The organism is Aeromonas sobria (assembly GCF_006243315.1).
Taxonomy (GTDB): Bacteria; Pseudomonadota; Gammaproteobacteria; order Enterobacterales; family Aeromonadaceae; genus Aeromonas; species Aeromonas sobria_A.
This window is the reverse complement of sequence record NZ_NKWE01000034.1, coordinates 25,116-43,045: the sequence shown is the minus strand read 5'-3', so window position 1 is coordinate 43,045 and position 17,930 is coordinate 25,116. Positions and strand designations below refer to the sequence as shown.

Genomic DNA, 17,930 nt, shown 5'->3' with positions numbered 1-17,930 from the left:
GCGCGATGCCCGGATCACTGGCAGCAGTAATCCGGCTCATGGTGCGACCACCTCATGTTGCAACCGGGTCAGGGTGGTCAACGCCTGATGGAGCTGGGGCAGGGTAACGGCCCGCTCATCGAGGGTGACGAAGAGCAGCAGCTGATCCTCTCCCAGCCAGCCGCAGCGTACCGGCAGGGCAGGTCCTTGCGCCGCCGCAGTGAGGGTCATGGCACGGCGGATCGCTTCGCCGCTCTGATGCCAAGGCACGGCGCGCGCCAGCCAGAGGGTCAGCTGTCCCTGATGGCGCTCCAGCTGCAAGGTGCCACTCTGCTCCAGTTCAAGCTGGATCAGCGAGTGGGTGGTATCCCCGATGGTGATGCCCAAATCCTGACAAAAATGCACCAGCAGGGGTTCAATCCAGTTCATGACGACTCTCCAGACAACTCATCTTCTTCCCGCTCGATGGCGTTATCGAGCGCCCCCTGACAGCACTTCAACAGGTTCTGGCGCTGCTCCTCTTCGCTGAACAGCGCCACCGGCAGCAGGCGGATCAACCGTTTAAGCTCCTGATAGAGCATCACCTGCTGGCGACACTCCGAGATTTCTAGGGCGGCGCCAAGCTGCTCCACATCCCGCACACTGGCCCAACGCTTCTCCACCAGGACGATGAGATCGCCCATCAGATCAGAAGGCCCGTATGCCATAAGCAGCCCCCTCCTTCACCCGCAGCAACAGCACATCGACCTCGATCAAGAGGGTCTTGATCTGCTGCAGCATCTGCATGTCACTCATCACCCGCTCCAGCTTGACCGGATCGAGCCAGCGCTGCTGGCTGTCGAGATCGGCGCTGAGAGCCTTCATCATGAAACCGGTCACCTTCTCCAGCGAGCAGTTGCCAAAGCGGCTGTGAATATCACGCCAGGCGGTGGAGAGCGCGCGATAGTCCTGCACCGCATCGCGATAGAGATCTCGCAGATCCTGCTCGCCGCCCACACCGGCGCGGGCTGCCTCGGCCGCAGGCCCGCTAATGCGAGCCCCCAACACGATGGCACTGCCCTGCTCGTCCGCCAGCTTGGCCAGCGCCTGCTCGACCAGCGCCAGAGTGCCCTGCATCTCAGGCCGTCCAGAGAGGGCCTTGCGCGCCTGACAAAGCGCGTCGAACTGCTCGCTCACCTCCCCCGAATAGCTCTCGAGATAGGCCAGCAACTGGGAGAGGTTGGCCAAGCGGCCGCTGCCAAGGTGGCTCACCATCTCCTTGATCTTCTGCTGTCGCTCCAGCTCCGGCACCTTGTCGAGGTAGTCTCCGACCAGTGCCTCGATCTCGCTGATGCGAGCATGGCTGTCGCTCAGCTTGCGCTTGTCTAGCGACAGCTCCTTACGCTCGGAGAAGACGAAGGTAAGCTCTTCGGCCATATCGGCCAGGGACTGGGACGCACTGGCCAGCACGACCCGCTCCCCCTGAAACTGCCCCCCCGGCAGGGGAGCATGACGGGATGCTGCCTCTGCGCCACGCGACTCGGGCTGGGCGACAGGGGCATAGGGGTTGCTCTGGATAATGGCCATGGAAACTCCCGTGACGAATGGATTGATGAGGGTGGCATTATAAAAATCGTCTGTGCTCCCCTATGCCAAAATCGGTCGTGAATTTTTAGGCCGCCCCCAACGGTTTTCTAAAAAGTCCCGACTCGCGCTGAAATCCCCGTGGTTCGCCATCCCCTATAGTGACCACCAGTTTCAATGGTGCAGATCTCTATGAACCTCTCCCTCGACCACATCCCCGGCCAGCTTCGTCATGCCATCGATGAGTGCCGCCTGATCCAGATCCGTGGCCGGGTCACCCAGGTGACAGGCACCCTGCTCAAGGCGGTGGTGCCCGGAGTGCGGATCGGCGAGCTCTGCCATCTGCGCAACCCCGACAACACCCTCTCGTTGCAGGCGGAGGTGATCGGCTTTGCCCAGCACCAGGCGCTGCTCACCCCACTTGGCGAGATGTTCGGCATCTCCTCCAACACCGAGGTGAGCCCGACCGGCGCCATGCATCAGGTCGGGGTCGGCGAGCATCTGCTCGGTCAGGTGCTGGATGGCCTCGGCAACCCTTTTGGTGGCGGCCATCTGCCGGAGCCCGCAGCCTGGTATCCGGTCTATCGGGATGCCCCGCCCCCCATGAGTCGCAAGCGCATTGCCGAGCCCATTTCGCTGGGCATTCGCGCCATCGACGGCCTGCTCACCTGCGGCGAGGGACAGCGGATGGGGATCTTCGCGGCGGCAGGTGGCGGCAAGAGCACCCTGTTGGCGTCGCTGATCCGCAGTGCCGAGGTGGATGTCACCGTGCTGGCGCTGATCGGTGAGCGTGGCCGCGAGGTGCGGGAATTTATCGAAGCTGATCTGGGGGAAGAGGGGCTCAAGAAGGCGGTGCTGGTGGTGGCTACCTCGGATCGCCCCGCCATGGAGCGGGCCAAGGCGGGCTTTGTCGCCACCTCCATCGCCGAATATTTCCGGGATCAGGGCAAACGAGTGCTGCTGCTGATGGATTCCGTCACCCGTTTTGCCCGTGCCCAACGGGAAATTGGTCTGGCCGCTGGCGAGCCGCCAACCCGACGGGGCTATCCGCCGTCGGTGTTTGCCGCACTGCCCCGTCTGATGGAGCGGGCTGGCCAATCGGACAAGGGCTCCATCACCGCCCTCTATACGGTACTGGTGGAGGGGGACGACATGACCGAGCCGGTGGCCGACGAGACTCGATCCATCCTCGATGGTCACATTATCCTGTCGCGCAAAATGGCGGCGGCCAACCACTACCCGGCCATCGACGTGCTGCGATCCGCCAGCCGGGTGATGAACCAGATCATCGCGCCCGAGCATCAGGCACAAGCCGGTCTGCTGCGTAGCTGGCTGGCCAAATATGAAGAGGTGGAGCTGCTATTGCAGATCGGCGAATACCAGAAGGGGCAGGACAAGGTGGCCGACGAGGCGATCGCCCGCATCGAAGCGATTCGCCAGTGGCTCAAGCAAGGGACTCATGAACCTAGCTCATTCCCTGAGGCCCTCACCACCCTGGCGGCGCTGACCCGATGATCGGCCGCCTGCAACAGATCAAAAACCTGCGGCTGGATCGCGCCGAACAGCAGCTCATCGCCCAGCAGGGGAGACTGCAGCTGGCCCGTAGCCGCCAGTTGGAGGCAGAACAGGCCAGCAAGGATTACCGCCTGTGGCGCCTTGCCGAGGAGGATCGACTGTTCGCCATCTGTCAGGCGGAGCAGCTCGATCGCAAGGGGCTCAAAGCGTGGCAACAGCAAGTATCCCTGCTGCGGGAGAAAGAGGCGCAGCTGGAGCAGAGTGCCGCCGAGCAGGCCGAGCGCGTTGCCGAAGAGCGCATCCGCTTGCAGGAGCGCCAGCAGGCGGTTCACCGCGCCCGTCAGCAGCAACAGAAATTTGCCGAACTTCACCGTCAGGAGCTGGCCTCACAGCAAGCCCTGCGTGACTACAACGAAGAGCAGGAACAGGAAGAGTTCCGCCAGCAGATCAGGATGTAACGAGCCATGAACCGAATCCTCCCGATACCGGGCGCAGTGACAACACAGGGCGATGTTCCGGTGGCAGAGGCCAATCGGGCGCAACAGCAGCGTTTCGAGCAGGCGATGCGGCTGGAGCAGGAACAAAAAACGACCCGCCTGCATGGGGAAAATGTGCCGCGCAGATCGCAGGAACAGCTGGATCAACAGCGTTTGCACAAGAAGGCACAACAGAAGAAAAACGAGCTCGGCATCGCCCTCCAGTACAACCAGATGGCCTCGAAAACCTTGCGGCAATCGCAGTTGAAACAACCTGCCAGCAAGGAAGATGAGCCTAACCCATTCGCCGATCCCTCGACACGGCTCCCCCGTGAGCAGCAGGATGAGCTGCAGGAAAAACACGATAAAACAGAACAGCAGGCGATAGATCAAAAGCTGACGACACAGGCTCGCCTTGCGGCAGAGGGATTGCCAACCGCGGCACAAGAGCGCGCCAGGAACCAAAAAGAGACAACCCCGTCTTCGACGAAAATGGGGGGAAATACCATCCAGCAACATGACCCGCAAACGGCCGCCAAGCCACCGGTTCCGGATCCGCTGCTGGCAGACGGTAACACCGCGCAGTCAGCCCGCGATGTCCGGCTGGCCGATGCCCGTGAAATTGCCGAACAGCTCTCCACTGAATCCGACGCGACCAAAGTGACAGACGGGACGCCCGGCACCAACGGTCAATCGCTCAACCCGCAGCTCAAAACCCCCGGGGATCTGCAGCTGGCCAGGATGGCGCCCGCCGAGAGTAATCGGGAACTGGGTCAGCTGCTGGAGCGGCTGGCGGTGGATATCTATCAGGAGCTGGGCCGCCCGGAGCGGCCGCCGCTGCTGCGCCTCACCCTGCCCGCATTGGGAGAACTTGCCATCCGCATCGAACACCACCATGGCGAGATGCAGATCGAGATCCTCGCCACTACCCAAGGAGAGCTGCTACTCAATCAGGGGCGTAGCGAGTTGATCGATCGCCTGCAGCGCCTCCATCCCGGCGAGCGGGTCACCCTCGATCTCTTCAGCCAGCCCGATCGCGATCAGGGCTCGCGCCAGCAGCGATCCATCTATGACGAGTGGGATGCCGACGCATGACACAGATAACGTTTCCCTCTGCATCGCTGGCAGAGTTAACCCTGCAACAGACCCTGAGCCAATACCGCCAGCACTTTGGCTGGGGAGGTGGCGAGCTTGCCCTCACTATTGGCCAGCCACCCGCCAGCCTGGATACCCGGCTGCAACTGCAGTGGCAGGGGCTCTCATTGCCCCTGCGGTGCCACGGCGCCGAGCTGGCCCACTGGCTGGCAACCGATCTGCAGCAGGCTGCGCTGTTCAGTCTGCCCGAACCGCTGCAGCTGGCACTGATCGAGCGGCTGGGGAAACCCCTCGGCGGACTCAGCTGCTCGGCACTGGTGCAGGAGCCCCCTGCCGCAGAGGTGGGAGAACCAGCGCTGCAACTGCTGCTGCGCCGAGAGGGCGCCAGCCTTGCCCTCTGGCTGCCACAGCCAGTCCCGCTGCTGGCCAAGTTGCCGTCACGGCCAGCGCAGCAACGGTTACCGCTGCCCCTTATTTTATCCCTGCAGTGGGGAGAGATGGGATTGACCATGGATGAGCTCACCGCCCTCGCTATCGGTGATGTGCTGCTGCCGTCGCCCCATCCACTGCTGGGCCAACAGCTGCTCGCCTGCGTGGAGGGCCGCCCTTTTGCCTACTGCCACCCTCATCAACAACATCTGGAACTGACTACCATGCATACCGCCGCACCCGCTGAACCGCTCAACCCGACCGAGCTGGAGAGCCTCCCCATTCAGGTGAGCTTTGAGGTGGGCCGCCAGACCCTGGACTGGCACACCCTGACCAGCTTGCAACCAGGCGCCCTGATCGATCTCGGCACCCCTATCGATGGCGAAGTGCGCATCATCAGCAACGGCCACCCGCTGGGGAGCGGTCGGCTGGTAGAGATCCAGGGGCGACTTGGCGTGCGCATCGAAACCCTGAGCGGAGAGTCGCAGTCATGATCCAGCTACCCGATGAGCTCAACCTCATCGTCGGGCTTGCGCTGCTGGCGCTGCTGCCTTTTATCGCCGTGATGGCCACCTCCTTCGTCAAGATGGCGGTGGTCTTCTCGCTGCTGCGCAACGCCCTCGGGGTACAGCAAATACCCCCCAACATGGCGATGTACGGGCTGGCCATCATCCTCACCATTTATGTGATGGCCCCAGTCGGCTTTGCCACTCAGGATTACCTGCGCCAGAACGAGGTCTCGCTCGCCAAAGCCGAATCGGTGGAGAAATTTCTCGATGAGGGGATAGCCCCTTACCGGGCCTTTTTGAAAAAGCAGATCAAACCGCGGGAGCACGCCTTCTTTATCGACAGTACCAAGCAGCTCTGGCCAAGCAAATATGCCGACCGGCTGGAGCCCGACAGCCTGCTGATCCTGCTGCCCGCCTTTACCGTCAGTGAGCTGAGTCGCGCCTTCGAAATCGGCTTTCTCATCTACCTGCCATTTATCGCCATCGATCTCATCATCTCCAACATCTTGCTGGCGATGGGGATGATGATGGTCTCTCCCATGACCATCTCGCTGCCGTTCAAGCTACTGCTGTTTGTGCTACTTGATGGCTGGGCCCGCCTGACCCATGGGCTGGTCATCAGCTACGGGGGCTAGCATGAGTCACGCCGAGATCCTCCACTTCACCAGCCAGACCCTCTGGCTGGTGCTGATCCTCTCCATGCCACCGGTACTGGTGGCGGCGCTGGTCGGCACGCTCGTCTCTTTGTTGCAGGCACTGACCCAAATTCAGGAGCAGACCCTGGGTTTTGTCGCCAAGTTGATTGCCGTGGTGATCACCCTGTTTGCCACCGCCGCCTGGCTGGGTAACGAACTCTACAGCTTCGCGGATATGGTGCTGTTCAAGGTGCCGCAGATCCAATGACCCTGGAGAGTTTGCAAGCCCAGATGCTGGCCTATACCCTGTTGCTGCCGCGCTTTATCAGCTGTTTCGTGATGCTGCCGGTGCTCAGCAAGCAGATGCTGGGGGGGGCGATGATCCGTAACGGCGTGGTCTGCTCGCTGGCCCTGTTTGCCTATCCCATGGTGGCGGACACCCTGCCCACCGGCATAGATGCGATGGAACTGATGCTGCTGGTCGCCAAGGAGGTCCTGCTCGGCTTGTTGATCGGTTTTGTCGCAGCCATTCCCTTTTGGGCTATCGAGGCGAGCGGATTTCTGATCGACAACCAGCGTGGCGCCGCCATGGGCTCGTTGTTCAACCCCAGTCTAGGCAGCCAGACCAGCCCCACCGGCCTGCTGCTGACCCAAACCCTGATCACCCTGTTCTTTGCCAGCGGTGCCTTTCTCGCCCTGCTGTCCGCCCTGTTCCAGAGCTATAGCAGCTGGCCAGTGGCCCACTTTTTTCCGACTATCGGCAGCCAATGGGTCAATTTTTTCTACGGCCAGTTCAGCCAAATGTTACTGCTCTGTGCCCTGTTGGCCGCGCCGCTGCTGATTGCCATGTTTCTGGCGGAGTTCGGGCTGGCCCTGATCAGTCGCTTTGCCCCCTCCCTCAACGTCTTCGTGCTGGCGATGCCGATCAAGAGCGCCGTCGCCAGCCTGCTGCTGGTCATCTACATCAAGCTGATGATGGATCACGCCTACCGGGAGGTACTGGCGGTGATGGATCCACTGCGGTTGCTGATGCCCATTCTGGCGGCACCATGATCCCATGGTCAGACACACAGCCATGAAGATCCCCTCCCTCCTTTTCGTCAGCATGCTGCTCGCCCTCACGGCTATCTGCTTGCGACACGGGATATGGCAGTTGCTGGATGATCTGGGCAAAGAGGTGATGACCCTGATCGATCCCCTGGGTCTGTTTCTGCCTGTCTGGGGGGCATGATGGCCACTCACCCTGTAACCCGTGCTGACGCCAGCCGGATTGACCTTGCTCAGGAGACCCGATGAGCGGTGAAAAAACCGAACTACCCACCCCAAAAAAGTTGCGGGATGCCCGCAGAAAGGGGCAAGTGGTCAAGAGCAAGGAGGTGGTCTCCACCGCCATCATCCTGAGCCTGGTCGGCATGCTGATGGCGATGTCAGATTACTATCTGGAGCATCTGGGCCAGTTGATGCTGATCCCGGAATCCCATCTCAACCTGCCCTTTGCCCAGGCCCTCAACCATGTGCTGGAGAATCTGCTGCAAGAGATGGCCTATCTCTGCATTCCGATCCTGGCGGTCGCGGCACTGGTGGTACTCGCCTCTCACATCGCCCAGTACGGTTTTCTGCTAAGTGGCGAGTCAATCAAACCCGACATCAAACATATTAATCCGGTTGAGGGGACCAAGAAGATCTTCTCCATTAAAAGCCTGATGGAGTTCGTCAAATCCCTGCTCAAAGTCACCCTGCTCAGCCTGCTGGTCTGGATCACCATTCAGGGTAACCTGCAGGCCCTGCTGCAATTACCCGGCTGTGGCATGAGCTGCATCAAGCCGGTACTGGGGGGCATGATGGGCCAGCTGATGGCGGTCTGCGCCATGGGCTTTGTGGTGATCGCCATCGCCGACTACGCCTTTGAACAGTATCAGCACACCAAGCAGCTCAAGATGAGCAAGGACGAGGTGAAGCGAGAGTACAAGGAGATGGAGGGTAGCCCGGAGATCAAGAGCAAGCGGCGTCAGTTCCATCAAGAGCTGCAATCGAGCAACATGCGCGCCGACGTGAAACGCTCCTCGGTGATCGTCGCCAACCCGACCCATATCGCCATCGGTATCCGCTACGAGCGAGGGGAAACCCCGCTGCCGGTGGTGACCCTCAAGTTCACCGATGCCCAGGCGCTACAGGTGCGCAAGATTGCCGAAGAAGAGGGTATTCCGGTGCTGCAGCGCATCCCGCTGGCCCGCGCCCTCTATCGGGACGCCCAGCTCAACAACTACATTCCCGCCGACCAGATCGAGGCGACCGCCGAGGTACTGCGCTGGCTGGAGCAGTGGCGCCAACACGAAGGGCCGCAGTGGTAGGGCCGCAAGCTGCCCGCCAGTCCGAACAAACAGCGCACACCGCGAGAAACTGACAAATCCCCGACCGCCCCCTGATATAGCGCGCCGCCACGGCTCGTTATCATCCCCTTATCGTCAACCCTGTCGGGAATCACATCATGGCCTTACCAGCAATCAGTGGACACATTCACCTCAACCGCCCCGCGGCGCCCCACCAGACAGAGGCCAGCCCGCTGCTGACCCGGGGCAACAAACTGTTCGCTCAGTCCGTTCAGCGTGGCATCGGTCACTTCCAGAGCAGTGATCTTAAGCAGGTCATTAGCGCCCTGCGTCAATTGCAAACTGCTCCCGATAGCAACAAGGCGCAACGGGTACAGGATGCTATCCAGCACTGGGAGCAGCACCACCCCAAAGAGGTGGCAGCACGCGGTGCTCGCCTGACCGAACTGAAACAGGCGCTGGCCGAACAGGGCGCCATCGCCAGAACAGCGCCGCGACACGAACCAAAAGTGGTCGCCGGTGGTACCCATGTCCTGCTGCAACAGAGCATGGCCGGGCTGGAAAAACTGGGCAGCTACGCCTGCACCGACGCCCCGACCTTTGTCCAGCCCAACAACCCGAACTACCAGAAGATCTTCGGCAAACTTGACGCATTCGATCAAGATCCCCAGCGTAAGGTAGCCAACCAGCGCGCCAACGGCGGCGTCAATATGGCGGCTATCCAGACTCGCAATAAACAGCCTCTACCGCTGCGCACTCTGGAGAATATTGCCAAGGCGGTGGATCAGGCCCAAGCCGGTTGCTGCTCAACCCTGGCCTATTCGGCGGCGGCCGAACTGCTGCGCCACAACAGTGACCAGCGGATCGAAGTGCTGGCCCATCGTGGCACACACGGTCACGCCGAGACCCACTGCTTTGTGGTAATTGGCCGCGCCGAAGGGAGTGAACTCACCAAGCCGGAGAGCTGGGGGCCAAACGCCAAAGTGGTCGACCCCTGGGCCGCAACCATAGGGGCTCCCCTTATCGGCACACCAGCCAAGCCCCCCATCGCCAACCTGTGGCCGCCCACAGAGTCGGTCTTTGATAACGCCCATCAGGAGAATTAATGATGTTTCATGCCATGCTATCGACCCTCGTCCGTCAGCTCTCCCTGCCGCAAGAGTGCTTGCACGAAGATGGGCTGGATCTACAAGCGGGCCCCTTCAGCCTCCATATTCGCGAGCGGGATCAACTGGTGACCCTGTTTATTCCACTGGGAGATATTCAGACCCCCTCCCTCGCCGCCATGGCCGACTGGCCGGTGTTGCAGCTCAGTCGCGGCAGCGAGAAGAGCACCCTGCTCTGGTGTCGCGAGTGGCTGGATAAACTGGATGTGGATCTCCTGACCGACATGGTCAGCCGCATGCTGCATCAGGCCGAAGCCCTGAGCCAAACAGCCGTGCCAGCAACCCCAGAAGCGAATACACCCGCCATCGAGTCCACCATATCGCGCCCGGCTTTCGATATATCGGGTGCCATCCAGACCACCATCCGCGCCTGATATCTGCTGCGATGCAGCCAGACGACAATAAAACGGGGCCATCACCGATGGCCCCGTTTTGTTTCTCATGTTGCATGGATTTGCCCTACCCCACCTCCCCCAGCGCGCCGATCAGGGCATCGAGCCCCAGATCGACCTTTGAGCGCGGGCAGCCGACGTTGAGGCGGATATAGCCTGTGCCTTCCGGGCCATAGGTGTCGCCGCGCATGATGGCGACCCGGTATTTCTCCACCAGCAAGGTTTGCAATTCATCCATCCGTTCGCTGGAGTCGATGCCAAGGCCACGCAGATCAATCCAGGCGAGGTAGGTTCCCTCGGGCACCCGATAGTCGATGGCGGGGAAAGCGGCATTGAGCCGCGCTGCCACATGGGCGAGGTTGCCGTGCAGATAGGATTTCAGGGCATCGAGCCAGGCACCGCCATCCCGATAGGCGCTGATATGGGCCAGCACCCCGAGAATGGGCGGCGATGAGAGGCCGTGGGCCGCCTTGAGCCGCTGCAGATAGGCAGCCCGCGCATCACCATTGGCGATAAAGGCGTAGGCACCGCCAAGGGCCGGAATATTGAAGGATTTGGAGCCCGAGCTCACCAGCGCCCAGTGATCGTCCGGCGCCACTTCACTCCACGGCAGGTAGCGGGCAAAACTCACATCCATATGGATGTCGTCCGAGATCACCTTGACTCCGTGGCGCAGGCAGATAGCAGCCATTCTGCTCAGTTCATCCCGCGTCCAGACCCGGCCGGTAGGATTATGGGGGCTACAGAGCAGCAAAATCCGGCAATCGGGGCGGGCCGCTTGCTGCTCGAAGCAGGCCCAGTCGATCTGGTAACTCCCCTCTGTTTTTTTGAGCGGGCATGGCAGCAGCACCCTGTCGTTGGCGGCCAGCATATTGCCGAAGGCGTCGTAGGCGGGAGTATGCACCAGCACCCCTTCGCCCGGCACCGACCAGAGGCTCACCAGCTGGGCAATCACATAGATGACCGAAGGGCCGTAGACCAGCGTCTCGGGGTCGAGGCTCGCCCCGTAACGGTGGGCAAACCAGTTGTTCACCGCCCCTTTGAAGTCGTCGTGATTCCAGCGGCTGTAGCCAAAGACCCCGTGTTCGAGCCGGGTTGCCAGGGTCTGGCGAATGCAGGGGGCGGTCTCGAAATCCATGTCGGAGATGGTAAAGGGGAGCAGGTCGGCATGGCCAAAACGGTCGGCCACATAGTCCCACTGGGTGCAGTAGGTACCGTGGCGGTCGATCTGGTGATCGAAGTCATAAATATTGTGCATCTAGTTTCTCCCTCCATAAACAGGAGACATATTGGGAGAGGCAAAGAGGGGGGCTTGCGCCCCCCGTTCGAATGTCATTGGCCGGTTCAGGCCCCCATCAGGCTCTGCAGCTGGTTTTTCACCAGATGCACCTGCGGGCCGATCACCACCTGCAGGTTGTGCTCGTCGAGCTTGATCACCCCGATGGCGCCGTTCGCCTTCAATACCTTGTCATCGACCCGGCTCATGTCCTGCACCGACATCCGCAAGCGGGTGATGCAGTTATCAAGCGCGAGGATGTTATCAGCCCCGCCCAGGGCGTTGAGGATGATTTCACCGTTGTAACCGCTGTTGCCGGCCTTCTTGCCCGCGGGCTGCGCAGCCTCGCTGGTCTCAATCTCACGGCCCGGGGTTTTCAGGTTAAAGCGCACGATGGCGAAGCGGAACACGCTGTAGTAGATGGCAAACCAGATGGCAGCCGCGACCGGCACCAGATACCACTTGGTGGCGGTGCCTTGCAGCACGCCGAACACCAGAAAATCGATGAGGTTGCCGTCGGTGTTGCCGATGGTGACGCCGAGCAGCCCCATGGTCATAAAGCCCAGACCCGTCAGGATGGCGTGAATGACGTAGAGCACCGGCGCCACGAACAGGAACAGGAACTCCAGCGGCTCTGTGATGCCACCGATAACGCAGGCCACCACGCCGGAGACCAGCAGCGCCTTGATTTTGCCGCGATTTTCCGGGCGAGCGCAGTGATACATGGCGAGCGCCGCACCCGGCAAGCCGCCGAGGAAGGCAGGCATCTTGCCCTGAGAGAGGAAGGAGGTGGCAGAGACCGAGAAACCGCTGGTGTCAGCGCAGGCAAGCTCGGAGTAGAAGATATTGAGCGCGCCGCTCACCTCGTTGCCGCACACCAGTTGGGTGCCGCCCGCTTCGGTAAAACGAATGAGCGCCACCAGAATGTGGTGCAGACCGAGCGGCAGCAGCAGACGCTCGCCAGTACCGAACAGGAAGGGGCCGAAGGGACCGGCGTGGGAGATAAGCGCCCCGATACCATTGATGCCAGCGGCAAACCAGGGCCAGGCGAACGGCACTACCAGACCGACCACGCCCAGTACCAGCACTGTGATGATGGGCACGAAGCGGGCACCGCCGAAGAAGGCGAGCGCATCGGGCATCCGGTAGGTGTAAAAACGGGCGTGCAGTTTGGCGACGATCACCCCGACGATGATGGCCCCCAGAATCCCGGTGTCGATGGAGCTGATGCCTAGGATCGATTTCACCCCGTAGGCCTTCTCCGCTGCAGCGTCACCGATGACGTTGGCCACGGTCAGGTAGAAGTTGATGGAGAGATTGAGCGCCGCATAGCCGACGAAACCGGCAAAGGCCGCGACTCCCTTCTCTTCCCGCGCCAGCCCGAGCGGAATGGCCACCGCAAACATCACCGGCAGGTAGATAAAGGCCACCAGCCCGACCTTGGTCATCCAGAGGAACAGCAGTTGCAGCACTGTGTTGTCGAGGAAAGGCATGCTCTGCTTGACCGCATCGCTGGTGAGCGAGCTACCGACCCCGAGCAGAATGCCCGAGAAGGCCAGCAGGGCGACCGGCAGCATAAAGGTCTTGCCGAGGCTCTGCAGGAACTCCCAGATGGTGGATTTGGCTTGAGGCTTGGCCATGAAACGGCTCCTTGTGAATAAACAGCAATGTCTGTGACTGCCCTCCCCCAGCTCGAAGCAATGTCGAAGCAGGGGCGCGGGTCAGCATCAGGTTTTGTTGGATGATAAATCGTTTTATCAGCCAACAAGTGCCGACAGGATCACAGAATGAAGGGGCTAGCTGGCAGGGAGATCCAAATTTGTGAGCCGGATCGGCCCAACGGTGATGTAACGTTTCACTTGAGCATCTGAGCAGGTATGCTGGGGCCTCACACTCAACCAGCCATCGCACCCCGTTCGCCCTATGCCATCCAAACCGCTCGTCTCGAAAAACGTCAAGATCACCGATGTCGCCCAGCTGGCAGGGGTTTCGGTCACTACCGTCTCCATGGTGCTCAATGGCAAGGGGCGCATCTCACCAGCCACCGCCGAGCGGGTGCAGCAGGCGATCAAGCAGCTCGACTACGTGCCCAACAGCGCCGCCGCCAACCTGCGCAGCCAGCAATCCAATCTGGTGGGGCTGATCCTGCGCGACATCACCGACCCCTTCTATACCGAAGTGACCGCCGGGGTGAGCGAGGTGCTGGAGCAGCAGGGCTACCTGCTGTTTCTGACCCAGTGTGGCCACAGCCCGGAGCGGTTGCAGCAGAGCATCCAGTCCCTGTCGCGCCAAGGGGTGGCGGGCATCATCTTCAATCCGGTGCGCGGCGCGGCGGCCAAAACCCTGGAGACCCTGCTCGATTCAGAGCTGCCAGTGGTGTGCGCCGCCCGCTCCTACTATCGGGATGACGTGGACTTTATCGGCCCCGACAACACCCACGCCGCCCAGCAGGCCACCACTTATCTCATCGAACAGGGCCACCGCCATATCGCCTACGTCGGCGGGCGGGCCGACTCCCTCACCCGCGCCGAGCGGATCGGCGGCTACTGCGCCAGCCTGCTGCAATACGGCCTGCCCTTCAAACCAGAGTGGGTACTGGAGTGCGAGCGCACCCAGCGCAGCGCCGCCGACACCATAGCCCAGCTGCTGCACCAGCACCCCAAGGTGACCGCAGTGCTCTGCCACTATCCCGAAGTGGCGCTAGGCGGTATTTATGGGGTGGAGGCAAGCGGGCGCACCGTGGGCAAAGATAACTACATCGGCCAGCAGGTGGCCCTGCTCGGCTTTGACGACGTGGCGGAAGCCGAACTCACCACCCCTGCCCTCACCTTCGTCAGCTCACCGGCGCGGGAGATTGGCCGTCAGGCGGCAAGGCGGCTGCTGGCCCGGATGCAGCAACCCGAGCTCGCCCCCAACCGCCATATCATCACCCCAAATCTGCAGAAGCGGGAATCGGCTTGAGTTCCCGCCACTTAGGAGATGAACATGAGTTGGCCCGCCAATCGGCAAGCAAGGGCATCTCTCTCCAATCTTCCAGGAAACCATTTCTCGACAAAGCTCACATGCGTGACTAATTGCAGGCAAGTCTTCTGGCCTGATTGAAGCCAACTTTTATATGATGAAGTCATTAGGTACACCCGCAGCGATTCATCTCTCTACGGGTAGTTCCCACTCTCTTTGTAACCAGCAAGGGATCATGCAATGGGTGAATTGAATCGTCATGGCCAGCCAGTCGCTAACTACAATGCAGCACGCAACCGCGACAAACAGTTGAATAATCTGATGGGGATTCTGGATGGCATAGTCGCAGACAGTGTCATCGATGAGCAGGAGATCCTTTATCTGGATACTTGGCTCAAAGAGAGTACCAGCCTCAACGGCTGGATCTTTCGTGAGCTACGGGAAATGGTCGCTAATGTGCTGCAAGACGGTAAGTTGTGTGAAGAAGAAAAAGTCCACCTTATGAGTGCACTTCCTCGTCTGATGGAAACATATCGTCATCTACCGGGCGTCGACTTCTATTCAGAGGAATCAGACAAGCTATTACTCGAGGGGCTCTGTCAGGGGTTGATTGGAGATCAACAGCTGTCCGATGACGAGATCCATTACCTGAGTTGGTGGATGAAACAAAACAGCATGCTGAGGGCCCACTATCCCGGAAAACAGCTGTATCAGACGGTGGAGCGCATCCTTTTGGATGGCATCATTACTGCCGAAGAGAGAGAGGAGTTGCAGCAACAATTAATGTTGTTTATCGGCAATCCCTTCGAGCAGGGGGCTGTCACTGGTATGGCGACCAAGATGGCCATCAGTGATTCCGAAATAGATACCCTATATGACTGTACTGTCTGCTTCACCGGCATGTTTCTTTCCGGTACACGCCGACAGTGCGAGGAAACTGCCTTGCTATTGGGTGCAACTCCCCAAGACTCTGTCACCCAGAAACTTGATTACCTCATCATCGGTGAGCTCAGTTCGCGGGATTGGCGCTTCTCCTCATACGGCAGAAAAATCGAAAAAGCCATGTTGTTGCAGGAAAAAGGACACTCGGTACGTATCGTCACCGAAGAAGCCTGGCTTGCCCATGCCAACACTCTGCACGAGTCGGCTTGAACCTTACATCACGGCGGGGGCTCACGCCCGCGCTTTGATAATTCACTTCTTCTGCTAGCCAACCGCACGTCAAAACGTGAGGCTGCTCACTGCGCTGGCAAGGAGAAATTGAGAGCCAAGTGGAGAGGAATATGATGGGTGCCTCCTCTCTTCACGAGCCCCTTTATGAGTAACCCGCACGACCAGAACCCGCCGAGTGAAATCCATCGCTGTGACAAATGCAGGGAGCGCACCCGCCATATCGTGGTATTGGTGCCACGGGATCACAGCCAGGATGTGATGCCCAAAGACCCGCGCAAAGCCTTCTGGCAAGCCTTTCGCTCCAGCAGTCTGACCAACGCGGTTTTCGGCCAGACCCTCGCCTATCAGGCCACCCATGTGCGCCATCTGATCTGCGAGTGCTGCGGCGAGAAGTTTCTGGAGTATTGAGCACATGCCGTGCCCAACCATGCACGATGGCCAACCGGTTCTTGCATAAATAAGCCGCGCTCGCTCACCCATTTGTTGATCCCCGGCCGGTTTCTCGCCGCGTGTCGTTTTGCCCACCTCTGCCGCCAGTTACTATGCCCTACTGGGCAAACAAGCTGCGGAGAGGTCAAATCATGCAACCCTGCCCTCTCGTCATATCACCTGTTAACAGCAGCAGACTGGAAGCTGTAATCCACGGGCGGTAGCGTGTTTTTTTGCCGTGGATGCCGTGACAACACCACCAGCCAGCACCCACTCGCAGCGATAACGAATGCCTTAACAAGTGCCATAAACAACGCAATAAACAGCGAAGGAATTCCAACCCGTTATGTTTGAATACGTCGAAAAACTGCAAGCGCGCATCACTACTATGGTCAGCCAGAACGAAGCAGGGATCCGGCAGGCGGCCCACTGGTTTAGCGAGGCCATCGTCCACAACAAGATGATCCATATGCTCGGCACCGGGCACTCCCATATGGTCGGGCTGGAGGGATTTATCCGTGCCGGCGGCCTTGGTAATATCAACGCAGTGCTCGACTCCACCGTCACTACCGCCGATGGCGCCCTGCGCAGTTCGGCGCTGGAAAAATTGCCCGGGCTTGCCGCCATTTTGTGGGACGAGCAGCCCATTGCAGAGGGGGATCTGATGGTGGTGATCTCCAATTCGGGGCGCAACGCCCTGCCCATAGAGTGGGCCCAGCTCGCCAGAGCGCGCGGCCACAAGGTCATCGCCATTACTTCGGTGGCGCAATCGGCGCAAAACCCGAGCCGTCACCCCTCTGGCCAGAGACTGATGGATCTGGCCGATCTGGTCCTGGACAACTGTGTACCGCCGGGCGACGGCCTGTGCGAGGTCAATGAGCGCGTCACCGGCGCTTTCTCCTCCATCTCAGGCATGGTGCTGATCAATACGCTGGTGGTTGAAGCGCAAAAACTGGCGCTGGCGCAAGGCGCGACCCCGCTGATCTTCTCCAGCCAGAATGTGGATGGCTTTAATAACGACGATGTTTACCGCCATTTTCAGGGGCGGTTGAAGTCGATGTAAGCAATTAGGATATTGTCGAACGTTGGGCTTCACTTCGTTCAGCACCAACCTACGATGTTTGGCCCAACATACGAGATGGACAACTACGTACCGCCGGGCGATGGCCTGTGCGAAGCTCGGTAGGGTGCAACAAGCACAGCGCATTGCACCGCTACCTTTTCAGCCATCCCATCTCTTGCCATCACACTTTCTGCCCAAACAAGCGGTGCAATTCACTTCGTTCATTGCACCCTACCGCGCTACGGCACTGTCATTGGCTTTCGGCTTGATAAATTTGGCCGATGCTTTTGCAACAATGATCCCGCCGACCGACGCTACGGCATTCAGGCGATAGATACCGCGACGCTGGTCGACTATTCTGGCCGACAGCGCTACCTTGCTGCCGATATCGATAGGAGCAATAAAACGAACGGTCAGCTCCGCTGTTAATCCTCTTATTCCCCGTTGCAGCAAAGCATGTGTCATCACCGCATCGAGCAGGGTGCTGGTCATGCCGCCATGCAAAATATCGCTGTAACCCTGATGGCGCTCGTCGGCAATAAACAGCCCTTCCGTCGCCCCTTCCTCCCCTTGGTAAAAGCGAATTCCCAGTGAATCCGGGTTATGGGTGCCGCACACCATGCAACGGGCATGGGAGATCATGGTCTCTTGACCGGGTGCTTCAGCTCATGCCGGAACTCGTCATTGTGTCTGACAATTTTCCAGCCATACATCACCAGAAAAGTCGCCAGTAGCAGGGATGACAAAACCCCGAACAGGAACCCTGCCGACTGCAGTAACAGCAGATCCGGAAACGCCTTGCGGCAGGCAATCGCCGCCCCCGTCAGCCCCATGATGATTGAAAACAGTGTGACAGGCATATGTGCAATCTTGGTTATGGAGGGGATTCGCTTACCCTCTTTCAGGTTTTCCATCGACTTTCAGCTCCAATTCGGCCTA

General features: G+C 59.9%; 22 protein-coding genes. 15 read left to right on the top strand and 7 right to left on the bottom strand.

Annotated elements, in window-relative coordinates; translation table 11 throughout:
- Positions 1–36: 36 nt before the first annotated feature.
- From acr2 to sctW, 3 genes are read right to left on the bottom strand one after another with little or no spacing between them, the layout of a single operon-like run.
- Complete coding sequence (acr2, locus tag CF137_RS11440) at positions 37–408, bottom strand: SycN family type III secretion system chaperone Acr2 (RefSeq protein ID WP_101317382.1); 372 nt, start codon at positions 406–408, stop codon at positions 37–39.
- On the bottom strand, positions 405–686 hold the full coding sequence (locus CF137_RS11435) for a TyeA family type III secretion system gatekeeper subunit (RefSeq protein WP_139719073.1): 282 nt from the start codon (positions 684–686) through the stop codon (positions 405–407). Before CF137_RS11435 ends, acr2 begins: the two co-directional genes overlap by 4 nt.
- Positions 667–1,545, bottom strand: coding sequence for a type III secretion system gatekeeper subunit SctW (gene sctW, locus CF137_RS11430; RefSeq protein ID WP_139719071.1), 879 nt, complete (start codon positions 1,543–1,545; stop codon positions 667–669). Before sctW ends, CF137_RS11435 begins: the two co-directional genes overlap by 20 nt.
- A 189-nt stretch (positions 1,546–1,734) precedes the next feature.
- Between sctW and ascN the strand changes: the two genes are divergently transcribed.
- The 11 genes from ascN (at position 1,735) to CF137_RS11380 (ending at position 10,071) form a co-directional block, all read left to right on the top strand.
- Positions 1,735–3,057, top strand: coding sequence for a SctN family type III secretion system ATPase AscN (ascN, locus tag CF137_RS11425; protein ID WP_101317388.1), 1,323 nt, complete (start codon positions 1,735–1,737; stop codon positions 3,055–3,057).
- Positions 3,054–3,515 carry a type III secretion protein gene (locus tag CF137_RS11420; RefSeq protein ID WP_139719069.1) on the top strand — a complete coding sequence of 154 codons (462 nt, stop codon included), beginning with the start codon at positions 3,054–3,056 and terminating at the stop codon, positions 3,513–3,515. The genes ascN and CF137_RS11420 overlap by 4 nt, the downstream gene beginning before the upstream one ends.
- A 6-nt stretch (positions 3,516–3,521) precedes the next feature.
- A complete protein-coding gene (locus CF137_RS22275) occupies positions 3,522–4,628 on the top strand; it encodes a type III secretion system needle length determinant (protein ID WP_240038548.1) in 1,107 nt (368 codons plus the stop codon).
- Positions 4,625–5,551 carry a type III secretion system cytoplasmic ring protein SctQ gene (gene sctQ, locus CF137_RS11410; protein ID WP_139719068.1) on the top strand — a complete coding sequence of 309 codons (927 nt, stop codon included), beginning with the start codon at positions 4,625–4,627 and terminating at the stop codon, positions 5,549–5,551. Before CF137_RS22275 ends, sctQ begins: the two co-directional genes overlap by 4 nt.
- Positions 5,548–6,201, top strand: a complete 654-nt coding sequence (gene ascR / locus CF137_RS11405; protein ID WP_101317394.1) for a SctR family type III secretion system export apparatus subunit AscR — start codon at positions 5,548–5,550, stop codon at positions 6,199–6,201. Before sctQ ends, ascR begins: the two co-directional genes overlap by 4 nt.
- A gap of 1 nt (position 6,202) precedes the next feature.
- Positions 6,203–6,469 carry a SctS family type III secretion system export apparatus subunit AscS gene (gene ascS / locus CF137_RS11400; RefSeq protein WP_101317396.1) on the top strand — a complete coding sequence of 89 codons (267 nt, stop codon included), beginning with the start codon at positions 6,203–6,205 and terminating at the stop codon, positions 6,467–6,469.
- A complete protein-coding gene (gene sctT / locus CF137_RS11395; RefSeq protein WP_101317398.1) occupies positions 6,466–7,254 on the top strand; it encodes a type III secretion system export apparatus subunit SctT in 789 nt (262 codons plus the stop codon). The genes ascS and sctT overlap by 4 nt, the downstream gene beginning before the upstream one ends.
- 4 nt (positions 7,255–7,258) lie before the next feature.
- The gene (locus CF137_RS21980; RefSeq protein WP_162515920.1) at positions 7,259–7,432 is read left to right on the top strand and encodes a hypothetical protein; all 174 of its coding nucleotides are present in this window, start codon (positions 7,259–7,261) and stop codon (positions 7,430–7,432) included.
- Positions 7,433–7,493: 61 nt separating this feature from the next.
- A complete protein-coding gene (gene sctU, locus CF137_RS11390) occupies positions 7,494–8,552 on the top strand; it encodes a type III secretion system export apparatus subunit SctU (protein WP_139719067.1) in 1,059 nt (352 codons plus the stop codon).
- A gap of 137 nt (positions 8,553–8,689) precedes the next feature.
- The gene (locus CF137_RS11385) at positions 8,690–9,637 is read left to right on the top strand and encodes a hypothetical protein (RefSeq protein ID WP_139719066.1); all 948 of its coding nucleotides are present in this window, start codon (positions 8,690–8,692) and stop codon (positions 9,635–9,637) included.
- Positions 9,637–10,071, top strand: coding sequence for a type III secretion system chaperone family protein (locus CF137_RS11380; RefSeq protein ID WP_139719065.1), 435 nt, complete (start codon positions 9,637–9,639; stop codon positions 10,069–10,071). The genes CF137_RS11385 and CF137_RS11380 overlap by 1 nt, the downstream gene beginning before the upstream one ends.
- Positions 10,072–10,156: 85 nt before the next feature.
- On the opposite strand, the gene CF137_RS11375 is transcribed toward CF137_RS11380, so the two are convergent.
- Positions 10,157–11,347 carry a MalY/PatB family protein gene (locus CF137_RS11375; RefSeq protein ID WP_139719064.1) on the bottom strand — a complete coding sequence of 397 codons (1,191 nt, stop codon included), beginning with the start codon at positions 11,345–11,347 and terminating at the stop codon, positions 10,157–10,159.
- Positions 11,348–11,433: 86 nt separating this feature from the next.
- Positions 11,434–13,005 (bottom strand): maltose/glucose-specific PTS transporter subunit IIBC, encoded by a 1,572-nt coding sequence (gene malX / locus CF137_RS11370; RefSeq protein ID WP_139719063.1) that lies wholly within the window; start codon positions 13,003–13,005, stop codon positions 11,434–11,436.
- 283 nt (positions 13,006–13,288) lie between these two features.
- Between malX and CF137_RS11365 the strand changes: the two genes are divergently transcribed.
- The 4 genes from CF137_RS11365 (at position 13,289) to CF137_RS11350 (ending at position 16,991) form a co-directional block, all read left to right on the top strand.
- Positions 13,289–14,326 (top strand): Mal regulon transcriptional regulator MalI, encoded by a 1,038-nt coding sequence (locus tag CF137_RS11365; RefSeq protein WP_139719062.1) that lies wholly within the window; start codon positions 13,289–13,291, stop codon positions 14,324–14,326.
- A gap of 240 nt (positions 14,327–14,566) precedes the next feature.
- The gene (locus CF137_RS11360) at positions 14,567–15,478 is read left to right on the top strand and encodes a BRCT domain-containing protein (RefSeq protein WP_139719061.1); all 912 of its coding nucleotides are present in this window, start codon (positions 14,567–14,569) and stop codon (positions 15,476–15,478) included.
- Between the two features lie 165 nt (positions 15,479–15,643).
- Positions 15,644–15,907, top strand: coding sequence for a hypothetical protein (locus tag CF137_RS11355; RefSeq protein ID WP_139719060.1), 264 nt, complete (start codon positions 15,644–15,646; stop codon positions 15,905–15,907).
- Between the two features lie 367 nt (positions 15,908–16,274).
- Positions 16,275–16,991: a sugar isomerase domain-containing protein gene (locus CF137_RS11350; RefSeq protein WP_139719059.1), complete on the top strand. Its 717-nt coding sequence runs from the start codon at positions 16,275–16,277 to the stop codon at positions 16,989–16,991.
- Positions 16,992–17,222: 231 nt separating this feature from the next.
- Here the strand turns inward: CF137_RS11350 and CF137_RS11345 are convergent, their stop codons facing one another.
- Positions 17,223–17,633, bottom strand: coding sequence for a PaaI family thioesterase (locus tag CF137_RS11345; RefSeq protein ID WP_139719058.1), 411 nt, complete (start codon positions 17,631–17,633; stop codon positions 17,223–17,225).
- The gene (locus CF137_RS11340; RefSeq protein WP_240037802.1) at positions 17,630–17,905 is read right to left on the bottom strand and encodes an SLAC1 family transporter; all 276 of its coding nucleotides are present in this window, start codon (positions 17,903–17,905) and stop codon (positions 17,630–17,632) included. Before CF137_RS11340 ends, CF137_RS11345 begins: the two co-directional genes overlap by 4 nt.
- Positions 17,906–17,930 lie beyond the last annotated feature (25 nt).

Bases quoted from the DNA above. Each gene is read 5' to 3' on its own strand.
- acr2 (WP_101317382.1), bottom strand. From the start codon at position 408: ATGAACTGGATTGAACCCCTGCTGGTGCATTTTTGTCAGGATTTGGGC.
- CF137_RS11435 (WP_139719073.1), bottom strand. From the start codon at position 686: ATGGCATACGGGCCTTCTGATCTGATGGGCGATCTCATCGTCCTGGTG.
- sctW (WP_139719071.1), bottom strand. From the start codon at position 1,545: ATGGCCATTATCCAGAGCAACCCCTATGCCCCTGTCGCCCAGCCCGAG.
- ascN (WP_101317388.1), top strand. From the start codon at position 1,735: ATGAACCTCTCCCTCGACCACATCCCCGGCCAGCTTCGTCATGCCATC.
- CF137_RS11420 (WP_139719069.1), top strand. From the start codon at position 3,054: ATGATCGGCCGCCTGCAACAGATCAAAAACCTGCGGCTGGATCGCGCC.
- CF137_RS22275 (WP_240038548.1), top strand. From the start codon at position 3,522: ATGAACCGAATCCTCCCGATACCGGGCGCAGTGACAACACAGGGCGAT.
- sctQ (WP_139719068.1), top strand. From the start codon at position 4,625: ATGACACAGATAACGTTTCCCTCTGCATCGCTGGCAGAGTTAACCCTG.
- ascR (WP_101317394.1), top strand. From the start codon at position 5,548: ATGATCCAGCTACCCGATGAGCTCAACCTCATCGTCGGGCTTGCGCTG.
- ascS (WP_101317396.1), top strand. From the start codon at position 6,203: ATGAGTCACGCCGAGATCCTCCACTTCACCAGCCAGACCCTCTGGCTG.
- sctT (WP_101317398.1), top strand. From the start codon at position 6,466: ATGACCCTGGAGAGTTTGCAAGCCCAGATGCTGGCCTATACCCTGTTG.
- CF137_RS21980 (WP_162515920.1), top strand. From the start codon at position 7,259: ATGGTCAGACACACAGCCATGAAGATCCCCTCCCTCCTTTTCGTCAGC.
- sctU (WP_139719067.1), top strand. From the start codon at position 7,494: ATGAGCGGTGAAAAAACCGAACTACCCACCCCAAAAAAGTTGCGGGAT.
- CF137_RS11385 (WP_139719066.1), top strand. From the start codon at position 8,690: ATGGCCTTACCAGCAATCAGTGGACACATTCACCTCAACCGCCCCGCG.
- CF137_RS11380 (WP_139719065.1), top strand. From the start codon at position 9,637: ATGATGTTTCATGCCATGCTATCGACCCTCGTCCGTCAGCTCTCCCTG.
- CF137_RS11375 (WP_139719064.1), bottom strand. From the start codon at position 11,347: ATGCACAATATTTATGACTTCGATCACCAGATCGACCGCCACGGTACC.
- malX (WP_139719063.1), bottom strand. From the start codon at position 13,005: ATGGCCAAGCCTCAAGCCAAATCCACCATCTGGGAGTTCCTGCAGAGC.
- CF137_RS11365 (WP_139719062.1), top strand. From the start codon at position 13,289: ATGCCATCCAAACCGCTCGTCTCGAAAAACGTCAAGATCACCGATGTC.
- CF137_RS11360 (WP_139719061.1), top strand. From the start codon at position 14,567: ATGGGTGAATTGAATCGTCATGGCCAGCCAGTCGCTAACTACAATGCA.
- CF137_RS11355 (WP_139719060.1), top strand. From the start codon at position 15,644: ATGAGTAACCCGCACGACCAGAACCCGCCGAGTGAAATCCATCGCTGT.
- CF137_RS11350 (WP_139719059.1), top strand. From the start codon at position 16,275: ATGTTTGAATACGTCGAAAAACTGCAAGCGCGCATCACTACTATGGTC.
- CF137_RS11345 (WP_139719058.1), bottom strand. From the start codon at position 17,633: ATGATCTCCCATGCCCGTTGCATGGTGTGCGGCACCCATAACCCGGAT.
- CF137_RS11340 (WP_240037802.1), bottom strand. From the start codon at position 17,905: ATGGAAAACCTGAAAGAGGGTAAGCGAATCCCCTCCATAACCAAGATT.